Source organism: Dielma fastidiosa (assembly GCF_003475485.1).
Taxonomy (GTDB): Bacteria; Bacillota_I; Bacilli_A; order Erysipelotrichales; family Erysipelotrichaceae; genus Dielma; species Dielma fastidiosa.
The window spans coordinates 1-17,288 of sequence record NZ_QRQL01000014.1 but is presented as its reverse complement, the minus strand read 5'-3'; the positions used below and the strand labels follow the sequence as shown (position 1 = coordinate 17,288).

Genomic DNA, 17,288 nt, shown 5'->3' with positions numbered 1-17,288 from the left:
ATAAAATAAAAATTAATGCAAAGCCAGAGAAAAGAGAGGATTGCCGATGAATAAACTGAAACGCTTATGGGGGCTGATTCCAATCACCGCATTTCTAATCATAAAATTAATACTCATGATGATTGAACAAATGTCCGGTTTAGTGTTAAGAGATCTTCCGTCTTTGTTTTTGTTTGTGTTTTTAATTATATCTATCTTGATTTTAATCTTTTATTTCTATCAGCAGATGAGTATGCATATACGGAGTAAATTTGCCCGCTCTGTAGTTTTATTGCTTTGTTTCTTCTTAGCTTTGGTGAACTTGATCAGCGGTATGATTCAGGGAGCCTTTGCTTATCATTCAGATAAAATTGTGATTGAGAATGGGATCGTGATGGTAGCCAGAGATACCTCATACTTGAATTTTGGCATGGAATACTATGAATATAAGAATGCTGTTTTCAGAGGCAAACAAATACTGAAGCAGATAAGTAATAAAACTTATTGGCTTTATGATAAAGACGGCAAATTAATTGAAACCGGCACTTATAATCAATGAGTGATATGAAAACCATGCTTTAAGATAAAATTAGATACTATTTCACTTTATTCCCGCATAGGATGGATTGAGGTGAAATGATGAACCGAAAGCTCCAAATCGCATATATATTCAGCGCTTTTGCTGTCTTAAGCTACCTTTCAGTAAAAACCATACCGATTGCGCAGCATCCGGATACACAGAGTGTAATGGCACCGGCAGCTGTTGATTCGCTGCTGATTGTTCAAAGAGATCAGGATGGGATTCTGATACCGTTAAATGTTGAATTAAACAGCTCGATGAGTGAACCTGATAAAATGCAGAAAATGATTGAACTTATGAGCAGCGATGTAGATAATAGTGTGTTTGAATCGGTACTGCCCGCCAGCGCCGCTTTAAATGAAGCTGTCATCAGTGATCGTCATGTCAATCTTGATTTTAATGAGGGATTTCTGGCCTATGACGCAAAGGATGAATTAGCGATTGTAGAATCACTGGTTTGGGCGGCTACTCAATTCGATGATATTGATACGGTATCCATCAGTGTCAACGGCAATGCGTTGAATCAGATGCCTTTAAAGGGAACGCCGCTGAGTGAAAATCTTGACCGTCGGTTAGGGTTCAATAATTTTGAAAGTGCCACAGCGACTCTGCATGATTCACATAACCTGAACATTTATTATGTTAAGGAGATTAATGGTACTGAATATTATGTGCCAAAATCCAGACGGATCAACGGCGGCAGTCTGGATGTTAATGATGTCATTGAAACAATTCTTTCTGATATCAGCGTTACATCGACGTTAGCACAGCCATTAGCATTAGAACGTGTGACAATGAGTGAGCCAGTGGAGATTGATGTAGATACTTTAGTTATTCATTTGGATAATTCGATATTGAACGAGGAAGCTACAGGTAAGGAAGAAGCCTTAAATACACTGGTTCTTTCTATTCATGAGGTATTGGGCTTTGACAACATTTCAATTCTTGTAGATGGCGTTCCGGTGAATGCTTCCGGCAGCAATGAAGAACATATTCAGGTAAGTTCTATCGAAGTTAATCGAATTAAGCTTTAAAATTGCTGAAAATAATGGTAAGATATCAGCGGTGATATTTATGAAAATACTTGTGATGAGTGATTCACATGGCAAAAATAAAGTGATGGATAAGGTGATTGAGGCGCACCAAAATCATGTTGATCTGATGCTGCACTGCGGTGATATCGAAACGCCTGAGGATATTTATCCGCAGCTGATAACTGTACGCGGCAATAATGATTATTATTATGATTATCCGGAAGCTAAGATTATTAAGGCTGAACAGCATCGGATTCTGTTAATTCATGGCAATCAGTCATATTATGGCAACCGTCTGCAATTTCTTGCCAAGAAGGCACTTGAAAATACGTGTGATATTGTTTGTTATGGTCATACCCATGTCGCGTCATTAGATGAAGTGAGCGGTATAACATTGCTGAATCCAGGCAGCTTGTGGCATTCAAGAGATGGTAGAAATCCATCTTATGCAATACTGACTTTAACCGATGAACGTATTCATGTTGAGTTCAATTTCTTATAGGCCTGTATAGGGCCTTTCTTTTATGTGTTGAAGCTGTGTGAAATTAATTCAAAAAAAGGTTGCACTTTGCGGTTAATTTTGCTATTATAATTTAGCACATGAAAAGTGTCTACGTAGCTCAGCTGGATAGAGCACACGCCTTCTAAGCGTGCGGTCGAGGGTTCGAGTCCCCCCGTGGACGCCATGTTTAAATTAAACGTCTGATTCAGGCGTTTTTTTTATATGTTTTTGTAATTTGATGTATAAAACAATTTAATTATAGTGATAGTGATCTCACACTCACCGCAAGTCTTTGTCATAAAGGCTTTTTTTGCTTTGCACGAAGTATCATGCAAATGCTGAAAAACGGAATCGGCTCATTTTCACATTAGAAAAGTACAATGTGATAAGATGAAATCAGGAGGTGAATTATGGTAACCGATAATTATGAGAAAGAAATTAGCTTTATCGAATCCGTGCTGAAGGAAGCCGCACAGCGGCTGAATCACATGAAAATACAAAGTATTCATGATAAAACGTCCAGAGACTTAGTTACCAGCAGTGATTATGCTATTGAACAATACATTATCACAATGATTCAGTCACAATTTCCATCGGATCATATCCTTAGTGAAGAAATGAACCAGGATACATTGCTGCAAGAGCGCACCTGGGTACTGGACCCAATCGATGGTACATGCAATTATGCCAATGCGATACCAATGTTTGGGATTCAGCTGGCATTGACTGTAGGGTCAGCGATTGCAGCTGCCGGCATCATGCTGCCATGTCTGAATGAACTTTATCTAGCCAGTCAAAATGGCGGCTGTACACTCAATGGCAAAAAGCTGACCGTAAAACCTGATTCAATAAATCACAGCATTGTTAGCTTCGGCGATTTTAATGAAGAGCGGCAGGCTGCCTCTAAGCTGCAAAGCCAGACCATGAAACGGCTGCGCTATCAGATTATGAAAGAGAAAATGTTCGGCGCGGCAAGTGTTGATTTTGCCTATCTTGCCAGCGGCAGAACTTCCGGTACTTTCTTGATTGCCAGTCATGCGTGGGATATTCTACCCGGCATCCTCATCGCTTTGGAGGCAGGCGCTGTAATCAGCGATGAAAAGGGGAGACCTTTTTGCTTTGACAGTGAAATTGTTTTGGCGGCAAACAGTCAGGAACTGATTGAGCTGATGCGTCAGCCAGAGCTATCATGCTGACCCAAAGACAGCTGACCATTCTGTCAATTCTTGAGGCAGCCGCTGATCATTATACTGCCGCTGCTCAGATTGCCGATGAATGCGGCATCAGCGTAAGAACAGTCAAAAGTGAAATCGAGGCAATTAAACAAAGTTTAAAGGAAGGCTCAAAAGCGGTGCTGCTTGCCATTCCGTCAAAGGGCTATCGATTGGAAATTACTGATATCAAGAGTTTTGCGGCTATGCTTGAAGCAAGCCGTCAGCAGCTTAACTCCGAACATTCAATGAATGAACAGCCAATCCGCATTAAATTTATTATTTTGATGCTGCTGAACAGTACCCACTATGTGAAAAAGAAAAAAATTCAATCAGCACTAAATGTTTCAGATTCCACACTTTATTTAGATTTGAAAGAAGTCAAGCAAATCATCAGCCGCTATCATTTAGAAATGCTTTATAAATCTGGTTCCGGTTACTGCATCCTAGGTAAAGAAAAAGATAAGCGAGCCTGTCTGGCTTATGAAGATGTCTATGCTTTATCACTTGATTCAAGCGCGTCATTTAACGCTGATATGAAGAAAATCAATCATATTAAAGAAATGCTCGTTGAAATCTTTTTAAAGAATCAATATAAAATCAGTGAGGTTTTGTTTGAAAGCTTAATCATGCATTTATTGCTGACATTGCAGCGGATTGAAAAAGGCTATCTGATTGAAGACAGCTATGAGCGTGATAAATGTGATGACAAAGAATATCAGATTGCTCAGGATATATTTGAAAAGTTTATTCATCGCCGGGATATCGATCTGAAATATGAAATAGCGTATCTGGCAATCAACCTGCGGGGAAAAAGAGATTATGTTGATTATAAAAGTGTATCTGATGAAATTATCACTTTTATAGCGGCTTCCTTGGAACAGATTAATTCTGAATTTGGCGTAGACTTTACTCGAAGTATTGATCTGAAGGTCGTTTTAGCGCTTCATTTTGTACCCTTGCTTTCTAGGATGCAGCATGATATGCAGCTTAAGAATTTATTGCTGACAGAAATTAAACAATCATTTCCTTTTGCTTTTGATATCGCTCAATATTTTGGCTTATTGATTTATGAAAAATATCATATTCACATCAGCGAGGATGAGGCGGCGTATTTTACGCTGTACTTCAATTATGGCTTGGAAAATATCGTGCTGAATTCAGAAGGTAAAAAGCTGCTGGTTATCAGCAGTCTAAAACAAAGTGAAACGATACTGCTGCGTCAGAAAATATATCAATGGTTTGAAAAACAGATTCTCCAGCTTGATTTTATCAATCCTTCGGATTTATCAAGAATCAACATCAGTGAGTATGACGCATTATTTACTACGGAAAAGGGAGATACGCTTACTAAGGGCGCGGCTGTGAATATTAACTTATTTCCTACCGAAAAGGATTTTGCGAAAATGAATTTAGCGATTAATGGGTATGACAGCATCGATGCGATATTAAATTGTTTTTCACCTGAATTATTTTATGTGGGTAAGGCTGCTGACCGCTCACAGATCGTTCATCGGCTGATTGATATGGCAGCGGGCTATTATCATCTGCCGCCTAAGTTTGAGGCATTGGTTATGGAAAGAGAAGCGCTGAGCAGTTCTTATTTTGCGAATCATGTTGCGATGCCGCATCCTTTATATCCATTTAGTCCGCAGACCTTTATAGCGGTTGCTATTCTTGAGGAAGGGATTGAATGGGATGAGGGACGGCAGGTAAAAATCGTGCTGCTGGTTTCAACGGAGATGAACAATCCTAAGGCGTTTCAAATCTGGCCTTATCTGTCTTCGTTAGTCTGCAGTGAAGAATTAGTCGGACAAGTCCTGGCGGATACCAGCTATGAAAATTTAATGGCGGTACTGCGGGCCAGCTTGCTGGATAAGTTTTAAAGCTTGCACGAAGTGTCCGTGTAAATGATTAAATTATTACTTGCCATATGGATGATAGAATACAGTTACAGGGTAGCTGGTGTTCATTATCACCGTGACAGAAAGGAGAAAAATATGACGGGAATACTGATTGTTACGCATCATAACCTGGCGCAGGCCTTTATGGAGACAATCGAAATGATTGCCGGTAAGCATGAGTTTTTAGACAGCTTGGGATTAGTGCCCAGCCAGGACCCAGAGAGTTTTCAAGAATTGATTTTATCGAAAGTTCATGGCTTGAAGACGAAGGGTTATGATGAAATCGCAGTTGTGCTTGATTTGTATGGCGGTACGCCCTGCAATCAGACGATCCGCTTGTTGAGAGAACATCAGCTGAAGGTGATTGTAGGTGTGAATTTACCGATGATGCTGCAGATGACGCTGCTGAATACAACCGAGGTCTCAGTGGAAGAACTTGCCGAGGCAGCGATTCAAAGCGGCAGAGAAGGCGTATTTGATGTTGGTAAATCAATTATGAAGCTTATGTAGAAAGGAGTATGAGATAGATATGAGTATCGTGTTAGCACGCGTTGATGATCGTTTAATCCATGGTCAGGTGATGACATCATGGCTGAATTATACAGGCGCTACTAAGATTGTGGTTATTGATGATGTGACAGCCAATGATTCTTTTTTGACAATGATTATCAAGACGCTGGTGCCGGCCAATATCAAAACTGAAGTGGTCAGGGAGGATGCATGTATTGCGATGGTACAGGCGCTTGATGAGCGTGATAAGGTCATCATGTTGGCTAAAACACCCGCGCCGTATGTTATGATGGCGGAAGCCGGCATCTGCCTTGATAAAGTCAATATTGGCGGTATGGGAATTAAGCCGGGCAGAAAGACGATTTACAAAAATATTTCTGCAAGTGAAGAGGAAGTCAGTCAGCTTAAAGCTTTGCTGGCCAAAAAGATTGCGGTAGAAATACAAATGGTTGCTGAAGATCCGGCAATCGATGTAAGTAAATACATCTAAAGGGGTGAAAAGAAAATGAGTATTTCATTATTTCAAGCATTTTTACTAGGTATTGTCTATTATTTAGGAATTATCGGTACACCGTGGACAACCGTTCTAGGCTCGGCAAGTCTCTTTCAAAAGCCATTAGTCGCCGGTACATTGGTAGGTATTATCCTCGGACATCCAACCGAAGGCGTAATTATCGGGGCTGCCATTCAGCTGCCATATATTGCCTTTATATCAGCGGGCGGTACGATTCCATCAGATCCGGGATTGGCAGGTGTGTTGGGAACTGCCTTTGCGATTGTCGGTAATGTTGATCCGGCAACAGCGATCACGATTGCGCTGCCATTTGGTTTATTAGGAACCTTGATTTGGGTGCTGCATATGACCATTGACGTAACTTTTGTTCATATGGCGGATCAGGCAGCGGAAAAGGGCGATTTAAAAAGAATCTGCTTCCTGCATGTAGTGCCGCCCCAGATCCTAGTCTTTCTGATCAGTGTTATACCGGTTATGCTGGGTGCTTATTACGGCGCTGATTTCATGGCTGATCTGGTTTCTAAGTTAAGCAATAATGTACTGCATATCTTACAGGTTATCGGCGGTATCCTGCCGGCTTTGGGTGTAGCGATGAATCTTCGTTCAATCAGCCGTCCAAATACGATGGCATTCTATATTCTCGGCTTTATTTTAAGTGTTTATCTAGGACTTGACACAATCGTTATTTCTGTATTGGGCTTTGTTATTGCGTGGTTCTATACACAGTCACAGAAAGAAAATGTGTAGGAGGTATGAAGATGGAACAAAATTCAACAAGAAAAACTTTAACTAAAAAGGATGTTGTGAAATCATTCTGGCGCTGGACTTTTTTCTCACATGCAAATTATAATTATGAACGTTTATGCGGCACGGGTTTCTGTCATGCGATGGCGCCGATCATTGAAAAATTGTATAAGGATAATCCGGCAGAATATCAGGCAGCGGTACAGCGTCATATGGTTTTCTATAATACGGAACCGCATTTCGGTGGTGTAATTAACGGCATGGTAATTGCGATGGAAGAGGAAAGAGCCAACGGCGCGCCGATTTCCGATGAAGCCATCAATGGTATCAAGACTGGTTTAATGGGACCTTTTGCCGGTATCGGCGATACGCTGTGGCAGGGCACATTAACACCCATTTTATTGTCAATCGGTATTTCATTGGCTGCTTCCGGCAGTATGTCAGGGCCGCTGCTTTATTCAGTCTTGATGATGGGCATCATGCTGAGTATTGCATATTATGTTTGGATGACCGGTTATCGGCTTGGAAAAGAAGGCTTGCAGAAAATCTTAGAAAGCAATCTGATTAAGAAGGTCATTACTGGCGCAAGTGCTTTAGGTGCCATCGTTATGGGTGCCTTGACAGCTAGCTTTGTCAGTGTGTCAACACCGCTGATGATTAATATTCAAGGTTCATCAATGAGCGTGCAAACGGATATTTTAGATAAGCTGTTCCGCGGCTTGCTGCCGTTAATGCTGACGCTGGGTGTATTGTATCTGCTTAAGAATAAAAAGGTAAAGGCGACCCGTGTCATGCTGCTGCTGATTATCATCGGCGCAGTTGGGGCGATCATAGGTATCTTTTAATGAAAGATAATCTGCTTAAACTGACAACTGAGGAACGCAATCCCAATTCGATGAACCTTCCTCATATGAGCATCGAGGCAGCAACCGCGATGATGAATCATGAGGATGAAGCATGTACTAAGGCAGTGCAGGCAATTCTGCCAGTAATTAATCAGGTAATTGAAATCTGTGTTGACACGATACGCAGCGGCGGCCGGGTTATTTTTACCGGTGCGGCACATTCCGGTTATTTAGGGATGCTGGATGCTTATGAGGCCAATGCGACATTTGGTACAACAGATGAGTTCACCGCCATTGTCGCCGGCAATTTTACGGATATGATGAAAACAGACGGCAGTGCTGAGGACGTTGAAGAAAACGGCGGCCTTGATCTGCAAAACCGTCATGTCACAGCTAAGGATTTTGTGATCGGTATCAGCTCATCAGGACGTACCCCTTATGTGATTGGCGCCTTAAGCTGGTGTCAGCAAAAGGGCATCCACTGTGCGGGATTGGTTAATAACAAGCATTCAATTGTTGCTGAGCATTGTGATCTGGTAATGGAAGCGGTAGCCGGCGCTGAGGTTATTACCGGTTCTACACGGCTGAAGGCAGGTACTTGTCAGAAGATGATTTTGAATATGATTACGACAATCACTATGGCCCAATTAGGTAATGTTTATGAAAATCTGATGATTAATGTACCGCCGGTCAGCAATAAAATGCGGACTCGGCTTGAATATATTCTGGATCAGGCAACGAACTGTACGTTAGTGACAGCTCATGAATTACTGGTTCAGTGCGATTATAATGTGAAGGCAGCCTTGCTTATGGCGCTTAAAGGCATCAGCAAAGAACAAGCCTTGGATGAGCTGGCAGCGGCTGACGGCAATATCAATCAGCTGGTTTAGAATTTGAAGAAGCAATAGAAAAGGACATTTTTACCCAATGTCCTTTCTTTTATGTTTACTTAACGGCTGTCTTTCGCAAAGCAGCCATTGCATTGACCGCCTGTTCAGCACTCGCGTAAGCAGGAATACCGTGATCCCTGAATTTCAAGATTGCATCATGGCATTCTTTGCCGCCCTGACAAATCATGATGAATGGTTTATTCAACTCCTTATTTGCCTCGTAGACCTCGATCGCCGCATCACAAATCGCGCTGACATCGGTGACTGCAGTAGGGCAGATAGCCCCTAGAATGCCATCAACCGCCGGATCGCGCAGCGCCTGTTTAAATGCTCCTTTATATTGGATAGCACTTGCGGTACCGGCAATATCAACAGGATTCAGCGGTGAACCAAACATCGGCATATAGGCCCGCATCCTAGTTGCCAATAGAGATGAAATTTCACTCAGTTCATGCAGCGGCAGTCCACAGCGTTCAAAATGGTCACAGGCTAAAAGCCCAGCGCCGCCGCCATTGGTAATCATTACGATATTTTCGCCCTTAAGCGGCGGCTGATAACCAACGGCAAGCGAAATATCAAGAAACTCCTGCCAAGTGACAGCACGTATTGCGCCTGCCTCTTTGATTAAATCATCATAATACTGATCTGGCTCTGGATTTTCACTGGCAGTATGAGCAAAGGCAGCTTTTACACCGATCTTACTGCCGCCGACCTTAATCACTACAATCGGTTTCGTTACTTTCTTACAGGCAGCGACAAAAGCCTCCGGAGAATCAAGACCTTCAATATAAATAGCTAAACACTTCGTATGCTCATCTTTTTGCGCGTATTCAATAAATTCAGAGAAATCGACATCGGCTTTATTGCCTAGGCCGACAAAGAATGACATGCCAAAATGATCTTCCTGACTTGTACCAAGCGCCGCCAGCAAGTTTGCTCCCGACTGTGAAATCATAGCGATTGGTCCAGGAACCGGCAGATAAGGAATGAAACCACAGTTGAAATGATTATAAGGTGAACCCATGCCAACCAAATTTGGGCCAATGAGAGGAATCTTATTTTCACGCAGGCGCAGCGTAATCTTATTCTGCAAATCTTCACGGCCGATTTCTTTAAAGGCACTGGTCGCAATCACTAAAACTTTTGCCTTAATCTCAATCGCATCCTCAACGATGGCAGTGACCAGGTGGGCAGGGACTGCCACAAACACTAGATCAACACGATCATGAATATCTTTTAATGTATGATACGATTTTAATCCAAGCACTTTGTCGGCCCGTGGATTAACCGGATAAATTTTGCCGGTATAACCCCATTCAAGGAGTTCTGCAACAACCTTATTGCCAACCTTGCTTGGATAACGGCTGGCGCCAACTACCGCAATTGAAGAAGGATTTAAAGCATACTGTAAATTATCAACGACATAATCACGTGCTTTATCGATACGCATATTATTTTTCCTCCTTACAAGCAGGGCAGATAACACCTGTATTGACTGTTCGATCCTGTAAAACATCATCAGTAAACACACATTCTTCCCATAAGCCGTTTTCATCATCAAGCCGGCATGTCCATCTTCTCAGCTGGCGTGAAGAAGAAGCTTCCAGAATTTCACCGATTTCGCCATAACTTTGCAGCTTGGCTTTAATCTTATCTAAATCCGTGATTTCTTCATAGCATGATAACATCAAATTATGATGAGCATCAGCGAAATCAAATATATTTGCAAATTCCGGCATCAGACTTAATTCATCACAAATTTGCTCACTGCGCCAGGTTGGTGTATTCTGGAACATTGAAACCAAATAAAAATGCATCTTCAGTCCCAATGCGCGATAATTAAAGTAAACCATTGGAATTACCGATTTTGTTTGTTCAACAAGATACACAAAATCCTTTTTCATCTCATCGGCATCTAAACCAGATAGCTTAGCTAAAACATCATAGTCAAACATATCCGCAACACTTTCACTATTGTTGATTGCTTCAATTATCGCCAGATCATAACTGTCCATTGCCGTCTGTAAGGCAAGCAGCTTTTGTTTTTGCTCAGCACTCCAGAAATATTTTCTGAAATTTTCCTTGGCATCAAACTGATTGACATGTGATTCACGAACTAATCGGCGTACCGGGCAGATGTGTACATAAGCCACTTCATCACGGAAACGGAATTTGTCTAACACACCGCCAAGTAAATTATCAAGATTGCGCATATGATTGCCATTAAAGAAATCAAAATCACCGCCGGCATCCATGGCATAGCCGGTACATATCTGATCATTGTTTTGCATCCAATCTACAAATTCCTGTCTTTGTTCTTCACCGAGACCTTCCTTCAGCTTCACAATCCAATAATAAAGCCCAAAACCTAAAACGCCGACACATGAATTCTTTACCAGCATAATCTGCCGATTATCATACATCTTTTTCAGCCGTGCCTTTACATCCTCCTGCTTCAAACCGACAGCGGCTGCAATATAAGGAAGATTAAAAACTTCCGGATAAATTTGATAAAATGATTTTGCGACATTAAAAGCGGAATAAAATTTATGATCTGTTGAGACAACCCCAGGTTCGAAAAAGCTATAACCCTTGACGTTCCAGTTATAATCATTTAGATAAGCCTGCTGTTCATCAGATCCAATCATATACTTAGGCATTCATGAACACCTCCTTATAGTATCATTATTGCGCTTTTGATATGGGAAATCAAGAACAATGATAACGCTTTCACAACATTCAATAATACTTAGTGATATTACTGTTTGAAGCATTCAAATCCTTAATCAAAGGCCAGAAAAGAGCATTAAGGATTTGAATAATATTAAATGTGTGAAGTTATGTGTTCGCCCTGATAATCAAGCTGAATAATTGAAATTAGTTACAGATTATGTTATATTATCCAATGGATTGAGCAGGGAGGCGTAAAATGAAGGGTATTTATCAAGATATTGTTAATGAAATCCAGTCATTGATTACCTCCGGAGAAGACAAGCAGGCCCGCAGCCGAATCCTTGAAGAATTAAACATGCCTTATATTCCACAGGATGTAGAAGCGAAGCTTAATGAGCTGCTGGATGAAGTCGGCATACCGGAATCCGGAAAAGTTCAGCTCAGCGATGAACAGGTGGAAGCATGGCTGCTGGGAAATAACCCGCAGCGTCAGGTTGCCGCTCTTAACCAGCTTCAAAAAGCGAATCTTCGCAATTATACAGAGCTGATTCAGCAGGTCTTCGACACACATCATGATCTGACGATGGAAAGTCTTTTGATCAGTATGATGATTGAACAGCAGATCAATGAAAGCTTTCACTTAACAAGAGATGGCTTAGACATTGAATTTGTACCGGCTGCTTTGGAATATCCTTTGGAAAGCGAAGGGGTTATTAAAGCGGTTGAATTGCTGCGTGAATGGTATGAAAATGATAATCCTTCATTTTTAAATCTGTGTTTGGATATTCTGGCAAAGGAATGTTATCTGATGCTGCCGATGGCGGTGGATGAAGAGGATAGTTTGGATCTATGTCTGGCTGTTGTACATTATGTTTATCAGGCAAACGGCGCTGAAGATGAATTTAAATGCTTTATTGCTGAAAAAGAACTTGCACAAACATATAGTTATGAATTATTATTAAATAAGCATGACATTTGAAAAAAATGCTCAATATGATGAATCAGGAGGTATGAACAATGAGTTCAACATGGGAATTAAAAGAAAAATCACAAGGTGAGTTAAAGACGACCGTTTCAGGCGATGCTTGGAAAGGTGCGCAGGAAAAAGCATTCAATAAATTAGCTAAGAAATTAGCACTGCCTGGCTTCAGAGAAGGAAAAGTACCGGCAGCAATGGCTAAGAAGCATATTTCTCAGCAGAATATTTTAATGGAAGCAATTGATGAAGTTGCTGGTGAGGCTTTACAGCAGGGTGTTGAAGAGCATTCATTATGGATGATTGCGCGTCCTGAATTAGGGGTTGAAGCAATTACTGAGGATGAAGTAACACTGACTTTTACGATTACAGTTAAACCTGAAGTAACTTTAGGTGATTATAAAGGCTTAGATGTTAAAAAAGATGAATGTGAAGTAACTGAAGCGGATATTGAAGATCAGATCAAGGCACTTCAGGATCGTTATGCTGAACTTGAAATCAAAGAAGACGGTACAGTTGAAAACGGTGATACAGCTGTTATTGATTTTGAAGGCTTTAAGGATGGCATTGCATTTGACGGCGGTAAAGGTGAAAACTATCCGTTGGAAATCGGCAGCAATGCATTCATTCCTGGCTTTGAAGAACAGCTGATTGGTATGAAGAGTGAAGAATCAAAGGAAATCAATGTTACTTTCCCTGAAAGCTATCAGGAAGAAAGCTTAGCAGGACAGCCTTGTGTGTTTAAGGTTACGGTTCATGAAATTAAGACAAAGGCACTGCCTGAGGTTAATGATGAATTAATTAAATTAGCTAACATTGAAGGTGTAGAGACAGTTGAAGCCTTTAAAGAATTTATCAAGAAAGATATGCTTGATTATAAAGAAAAGCAAGCGGATGAAAAGTTCACCAATGAATTATTAACAAAGGTTGTTGAAAATGCACAGGTTGAAGTTCCGGCTGTGATGATCGAATCAGAAACTGACAATTTGGTAAATGATTTTGCTCAGCGTCTAGCTCAGCAGGGATTCAGTCTTGATCAGTTCAAGCAGATGACTGGTCAAAGTGATGAAGCAATCCGTGAACAGATGGCTGTGGATGCTGAGTCTAAGGTTAAAGTGCGTTTAGTGCTTGATGCAATTGCTGTTAAAGAAGCATTAAATCCAACTGAAGAGGAAATTGAAGCAGAATACCAGCGTATTGCTGACATGTATCAGATGGATATTGCTAAAGTTAAAGAATTGATTGACAATGACAACATTTCATACGATTTGCGTTTGCGTAATGCTGTTAAACTTATTCAAGATTCAACAAGTAAGTAAGAAAGACGCTGAGCGTCTTTTTTAACCTATTATAGAGAGGAGCGGTTGATTTGGAAGAAAATAAAATTTATCAATTTCCTGTCGTTTGTACTCGCGATGTGGTTGTATTTCCATACGAAGAAGTATCTATTGAGGTAGGACGCCCAATTAGTTTAAATGCTGTACGTCGTTGTGCGGAAAGCTTCAATAATGAAATTTTTCTGGTAAGTCAGAAAAATGCGATGATTGATGATCCAAGTGAAGAGGATCTGTATACGGTAGGTACGATTTGTAAGGTTGTATCTAATCATAAAAAGGATGGTTTTTCCCGTATTGTATTTAAAGGGATTGCCAGAGCCCGCATCAAGAGCATGACGACACTGGCTCAGACAATCATGGCTGATGTGGAAGTGCTGAATGATGTGCTGGGTAATCAGGAAGAAGAAACAGTGTTGGTGCGGAAGGTCAGCAAAGAACTGGAAACCTTTGATGCGCTTGCAAATCTGATTCGTCCGGAAGTGATTGCGGAATTTGCGAATGGCGTATCAGCACCGCGTTTGGCTGATCATATTGCTCAGATTTTCCCATTTACGGTTGATAAGCGTCAGTATCTGCTTGAAACCCTTGAGGTAAATACACGTTTGATGACGATTATTAAATCCATTGAGGAAGAAAAGCAGTATGCAGCGATCGAAAATGATATTAATCAGAAAGTGCGCACCCGCGTTGAGGAAAGTCAGAAAGAATACTATCTGCGTGAACGTCTGCGGGCGATTAAGGAAGAGTTAGGCGATGTGCCGGAACAGAGTGAGGATGCGGATTCTATCCGTGAAACAATCAAAAATAATCCTTATCCGCAGGCTATCAAGGATAAAGTGATGGAAGAACTTGCCCGCTATGAGATGATGCCTTCATCAAGCGGTGAGGCAGGGGTGATCAAGAGCTATATCGATTGGCTGATAAAACTGCCTTGGTGGCAGATGTCTGAAGATAATCAGGATCTGAAGCTGGCAGAACAACGGCTGGAAGAGGATCATTTTGGCTTGGAAAAGGTGAAAGAGAGAATTTTGGAGTATTTAGCGGTTAAGCAGATGACCAATTCTTTAAAAGCGCCTATCTTATGTCTGGTTGGGCCGCCGGGTGTTGGTAAAACGTCACTGTCTAAATCGGTAGCACGGGCATTGGACCGTCAATTTGTGAAAATGTCGGTGGGCGGTGTTAAGGATGAAGCTGAAATCAGAGGTCATCGCCGTACGTATCTGGGTTCTATGCCAGGCCGTATCATTCAGGGTATGAAAAAAGCCGGTACGATTAATCCAGTTTTCTTAATTGATGAAATCGATAAGATGGCATCGGATTATAAGGGCGATCCGGCAAGTGCTATGCTTGAGGTGCTTGATCCAGAACAGAATAGTCTGTTTTCAGATCACTATTTAGAAGAAACGTATGATTTAAGTAATGTGCTGTTTATCGCAACGGCAAATTATCTTGAAGATATTCCGGCGGCTTTGCGTGACCGTTTGGAAATTATTAATATTTCATCGTATACAGAACTGGAAAAAGCGGCCATTGCCAGACGTCATCTGCTGCCTAAACAGCTGAAGATGAATGGCTTAAAGCCTTCACAGCTCAAAATTGACGATGAGATGATTTTGTATCTGATTAAATTCTATACAAGAGAAAGCGGTGTTCGTCAGTTAGAACGTCTGCTCGGCACTTTATCGAGAAAGGCTGTGCTTGCAATTTTGAAGGACGGCAAAAAATCGATTAAGATTACTAAGAAGCTGATTAACGAATGGCTTGGTCATGAGATTTTTGATTACGGTAAACGTGAAAAAAGTGATCAGGTTGGAACCGTTACTGGTTTAGCTTATACGTCGTTTGGCGGCGATGTCTTACAGATTGAGGTGACTCATTTTGAGGGCAAGGGTAAATTTGTGATTACCGGTCAGCTGGGTGATGTGATGAAAGAATCGGCCAGCATTGCTTATGACTATGTTCGTGCTAACGCGAAGAAGTATAAGATCGACAGTAAATTATTTGAAAGTGAAGATATTCATATTCATGTACCGGAGGGAGCGGTGCCGAAGGATGGACCAAGCGCTGGGGTTACTTTGACGACGGCCTTAGTTTCTTCATTGGCGAAAGTTCCGGTTAAAGCAGACTTGGCGATGACTGGTGAAGTTACGCTGCGCGGCAATGTTCTGCCAATCGGCGGTTTGAAGGAAAAAACAATGGCTGCCCATCGCTGTGGAATCAGTACGGTTATTATTCCGAAAGGAAACGTGAAGGACATTGATGATCTCCCGCAGACTGTAAAAGACAGTGTGAAGATCATACCGGTTGAAAATGTATCCCAGGTCATTGATCTGGCATTAGTACGATGATTACGATCCATAAAGCGGAGCTGGTAATATCAGCTCCCGATCGTCATTCATGGCCGGAATCTGATTTGCCTGAGGTTGTATTGGCAGGCCGAAGCAATGTCGGTAAGTCCAGCTTAATCAATACGATTACCCAGCGCAAGAAATTGGCTTATGTCGGCAATACACCCGGCAAAACGCGGCTTTTGAATTTCTTTAATCTCAATGATCAATATATGCTGGTGGATGTGCCGGGATATGGTTATGCGAATGCCTCTAAGACGATGCTGAAGAAATTCGGCGAGATGATGGAGGATTATTTTGCTGAACGCACGCAGAAACGCGGTTTGCTGCTGATTGTTGATGCCCGCCATAAACCGACTGAGGATGATCGGCTGATGATTGATTTCGCAAGATACTATGATTTGCCATGTTTTGTTGTCGCTACCAAAATGGATAAGCTGAAACGTTCAGAAATTAAAAAGAATCTGAATGTAATCAAAGAAACATTGCTGCTTCGTGAAGAAGAAGTGCTGATTCCTTTTTCCAGTGAGACAAAACAGGGTGTAGATGAAGTTTGGAATGAATTGCTGAAGCTTTTTAATTCAAAACCGATTCATTAAAAAATAGAAACAGCTTTGTGCATTGCACGGCTGTTTTTTTCTATCAAAAATTTGGTAATCTATAATGGTACGATATTTTGAAGCTAGGGTATAATATTTTTTAATAAATGGGTCATACTAATCATCAGGAGGTAAAGCATAATGAAAACATTAAAGATTATTGCGTTGATACTGGTGATTGTCGGTGCCTTGAACTGGGGTCTGATCGGGCTCTTTGATTTTAACTTAGTCACTATGCTGTTTGGCAAAGGAACCTTATTCACACGTATCGTTTACTGTCTGGTTGGTATCAGCGGCTTGATTGCACTTACCTTTTTTGGCAAAATAGATGATTAAGCTTTTATAGAGCAATTGTCACCGCAAGGTGACTTTTAATTTGTGAAATTTCGTTTTTTTATAAATTGGAGTGCTGCGAGCCAATAATTAGGAATGCTGAGTCAATTGATTATTATGAATATTTATTAATTAGATGTATAGAAATTTAAAATTTGGGAATTGTTTATATGTATTTAATATCAAATCCCTTAAATTAAGAGCTTTAAACCGTTTAAAAAGCGATAAAATCAAGATGTTTTAAAATTTATTAAAAAAAACGAAAAAAAGGGTAAAAAAAGGATTGACAAAAGGGAAGAAGATTTGGTA

17 protein-coding genes and 1 tRNA gene are annotated in these 17,288 nt (G+C 41.0%); 16 read left to right on the top strand and 2 right to left on the bottom strand.

Features of this window, described 5'->3' with window-relative positions; genetic code table 11:
- Positions 1–46: 46 nt before the first annotated feature.
- The 11 genes from DWZ33_RS17470 to DWZ33_RS17420 all read left to right on the top strand — a co-directional run bounded on the left by DWZ33_RS17470 (position 47) and on the right by DWZ33_RS17420 (position 8,713).
- On the top strand, positions 47–538 hold the full coding sequence (locus DWZ33_RS17470) for a hypothetical protein (protein ID WP_118456254.1): 492 nt from the start codon (positions 47–49) through the stop codon (positions 536–538).
- An 80-nt stretch (positions 539–618) separates the two neighbouring features.
- Complete coding sequence (locus tag DWZ33_RS17465; RefSeq protein WP_182425843.1) at positions 619–1,593, top strand: GerMN domain-containing protein; 975 nt, start codon at positions 619–621, stop codon at positions 1,591–1,593.
- 40 nt (positions 1,594–1,633) lie between these two features.
- Positions 1,634–2,095, top strand: coding sequence for a metallophosphoesterase family protein (locus DWZ33_RS17460; protein ID WP_118456251.1), 462 nt, complete (start codon positions 1,634–1,636; stop codon positions 2,093–2,095).
- A 107-nt stretch (positions 2,096–2,202) separates the two neighbouring features.
- Positions 2,203–2,279: transfer RNA gene (locus tag DWZ33_RS17455), tRNA-Arg, on the top strand.
- Between the two features lie 226 nt (positions 2,280–2,505).
- Positions 2,506–3,291 (top strand): inositol monophosphatase family protein, encoded by a 786-nt coding sequence (locus tag DWZ33_RS17450; RefSeq protein WP_118456249.1) that lies wholly within the window; start codon positions 2,506–2,508, stop codon positions 3,289–3,291.
- Positions 3,285–5,192, top strand: a complete 1,908-nt coding sequence (locus tag DWZ33_RS17445; RefSeq protein WP_118456247.1) for a BglG family transcription antiterminator — start codon at positions 3,285–3,287, stop codon at positions 5,190–5,192. The genes DWZ33_RS17450 and DWZ33_RS17445 overlap by 7 nt, the downstream gene beginning before the upstream one ends.
- A gap of 114 nt (positions 5,193–5,306) precedes the next feature.
- Complete coding sequence (locus DWZ33_RS17440; RefSeq protein WP_022939100.1) at positions 5,307–5,720, top strand: PTS sugar transporter subunit IIA; 414 nt, start codon at positions 5,307–5,309, stop codon at positions 5,718–5,720.
- Between the two features lie 19 nt (positions 5,721–5,739).
- Positions 5,740–6,210 carry a PTS sugar transporter subunit IIB gene (locus tag DWZ33_RS17435; protein ID WP_022939101.1) on the top strand — a complete coding sequence of 157 codons (471 nt, stop codon included), beginning with the start codon at positions 5,740–5,742 and terminating at the stop codon, positions 6,208–6,210.
- A 15-nt stretch (positions 6,211–6,225) separates the two neighbouring features.
- On the top strand, positions 6,226–6,981 hold the full coding sequence (locus DWZ33_RS17430; RefSeq protein ID WP_022939102.1) for a PTS mannose/fructose/sorbose/N-acetylgalactosamine transporter subunit IIC: 756 nt from the start codon (positions 6,226–6,228) through the stop codon (positions 6,979–6,981).
- 11 nt (positions 6,982–6,992) lie between these two features.
- Positions 6,993–7,823 (top strand): PTS system mannose/fructose/sorbose family transporter subunit IID, encoded by an 831-nt coding sequence (locus tag DWZ33_RS17425; protein WP_022939103.1) that lies wholly within the window; start codon positions 6,993–6,995, stop codon positions 7,821–7,823.
- Positions 7,823–8,713, top strand: coding sequence for an N-acetylmuramic acid 6-phosphate etherase (locus DWZ33_RS17420; RefSeq protein ID WP_118456245.1), 891 nt, complete (start codon positions 7,823–7,825; stop codon positions 8,711–8,713). The genes DWZ33_RS17425 and DWZ33_RS17420 overlap by 1 nt, the downstream gene beginning before the upstream one ends.
- A 55-nt stretch (positions 8,714–8,768) precedes the next feature.
- On the opposite strand, the gene DWZ33_RS17415 is transcribed toward DWZ33_RS17420, so the two are convergent.
- The gene (locus tag DWZ33_RS17415; RefSeq protein WP_118456243.1) at positions 8,769–10,163 is read right to left on the bottom strand and encodes an acetate--CoA ligase family protein; all 1,395 of its coding nucleotides are present in this window, start codon (positions 10,161–10,163) and stop codon (positions 8,769–8,771) included.
- Position 10,164: 1 nt separating this feature from the next.
- Positions 10,165–11,373, bottom strand: coding sequence for an AsnC family transcriptional regulator (locus tag DWZ33_RS17410; protein WP_118456241.1), 1,209 nt, complete (start codon positions 11,371–11,373; stop codon positions 10,165–10,167).
- 269 nt (positions 11,374–11,642) lie between these two features.
- Between DWZ33_RS17410 and DWZ33_RS17405 the strand changes: the two genes are divergently transcribed.
- The 5 genes from DWZ33_RS17405 (at position 11,643) to DWZ33_RS17385 (ending at position 16,982) form a co-directional block, all read left to right on the top strand.
- The gene (locus tag DWZ33_RS17405; protein WP_022939107.1) at positions 11,643–12,365 is read left to right on the top strand and encodes a hypothetical protein; all 723 of its coding nucleotides are present in this window, start codon (positions 11,643–11,645) and stop codon (positions 12,363–12,365) included.
- Positions 12,366–12,403: 38 nt separating this feature from the next.
- Entirely contained in the window at positions 12,404–13,681 is a 1,278-nt protein-coding gene (gene tig / locus DWZ33_RS17400; RefSeq protein WP_022939108.1) for a trigger factor, read from the top strand.
- 50 nt (positions 13,682–13,731) lie between these two features.
- Positions 13,732–16,047: an endopeptidase La gene (gene lon, locus DWZ33_RS17395; protein ID WP_118456239.1), complete on the top strand. Its 2,316-nt coding sequence runs from the start codon at positions 13,732–13,734 to the stop codon at positions 16,045–16,047.
- Positions 16,044–16,646 carry a ribosome biogenesis GTP-binding protein YihA/YsxC gene (gene yihA / locus DWZ33_RS17390; protein WP_118456237.1) on the top strand — a complete coding sequence of 201 codons (603 nt, stop codon included), beginning with the start codon at positions 16,044–16,046 and terminating at the stop codon, positions 16,644–16,646. The genes lon and yihA overlap by 4 nt, the downstream gene beginning before the upstream one ends.
- A gap of 141 nt (positions 16,647–16,787) precedes the next feature.
- Positions 16,788–16,982 (top strand): DUF378 domain-containing protein, encoded by a 195-nt coding sequence (locus DWZ33_RS17385; RefSeq protein WP_022939111.1) that lies wholly within the window; start codon positions 16,788–16,790, stop codon positions 16,980–16,982.
- Positions 16,983–17,288: the final 306 nt, after the last annotated feature.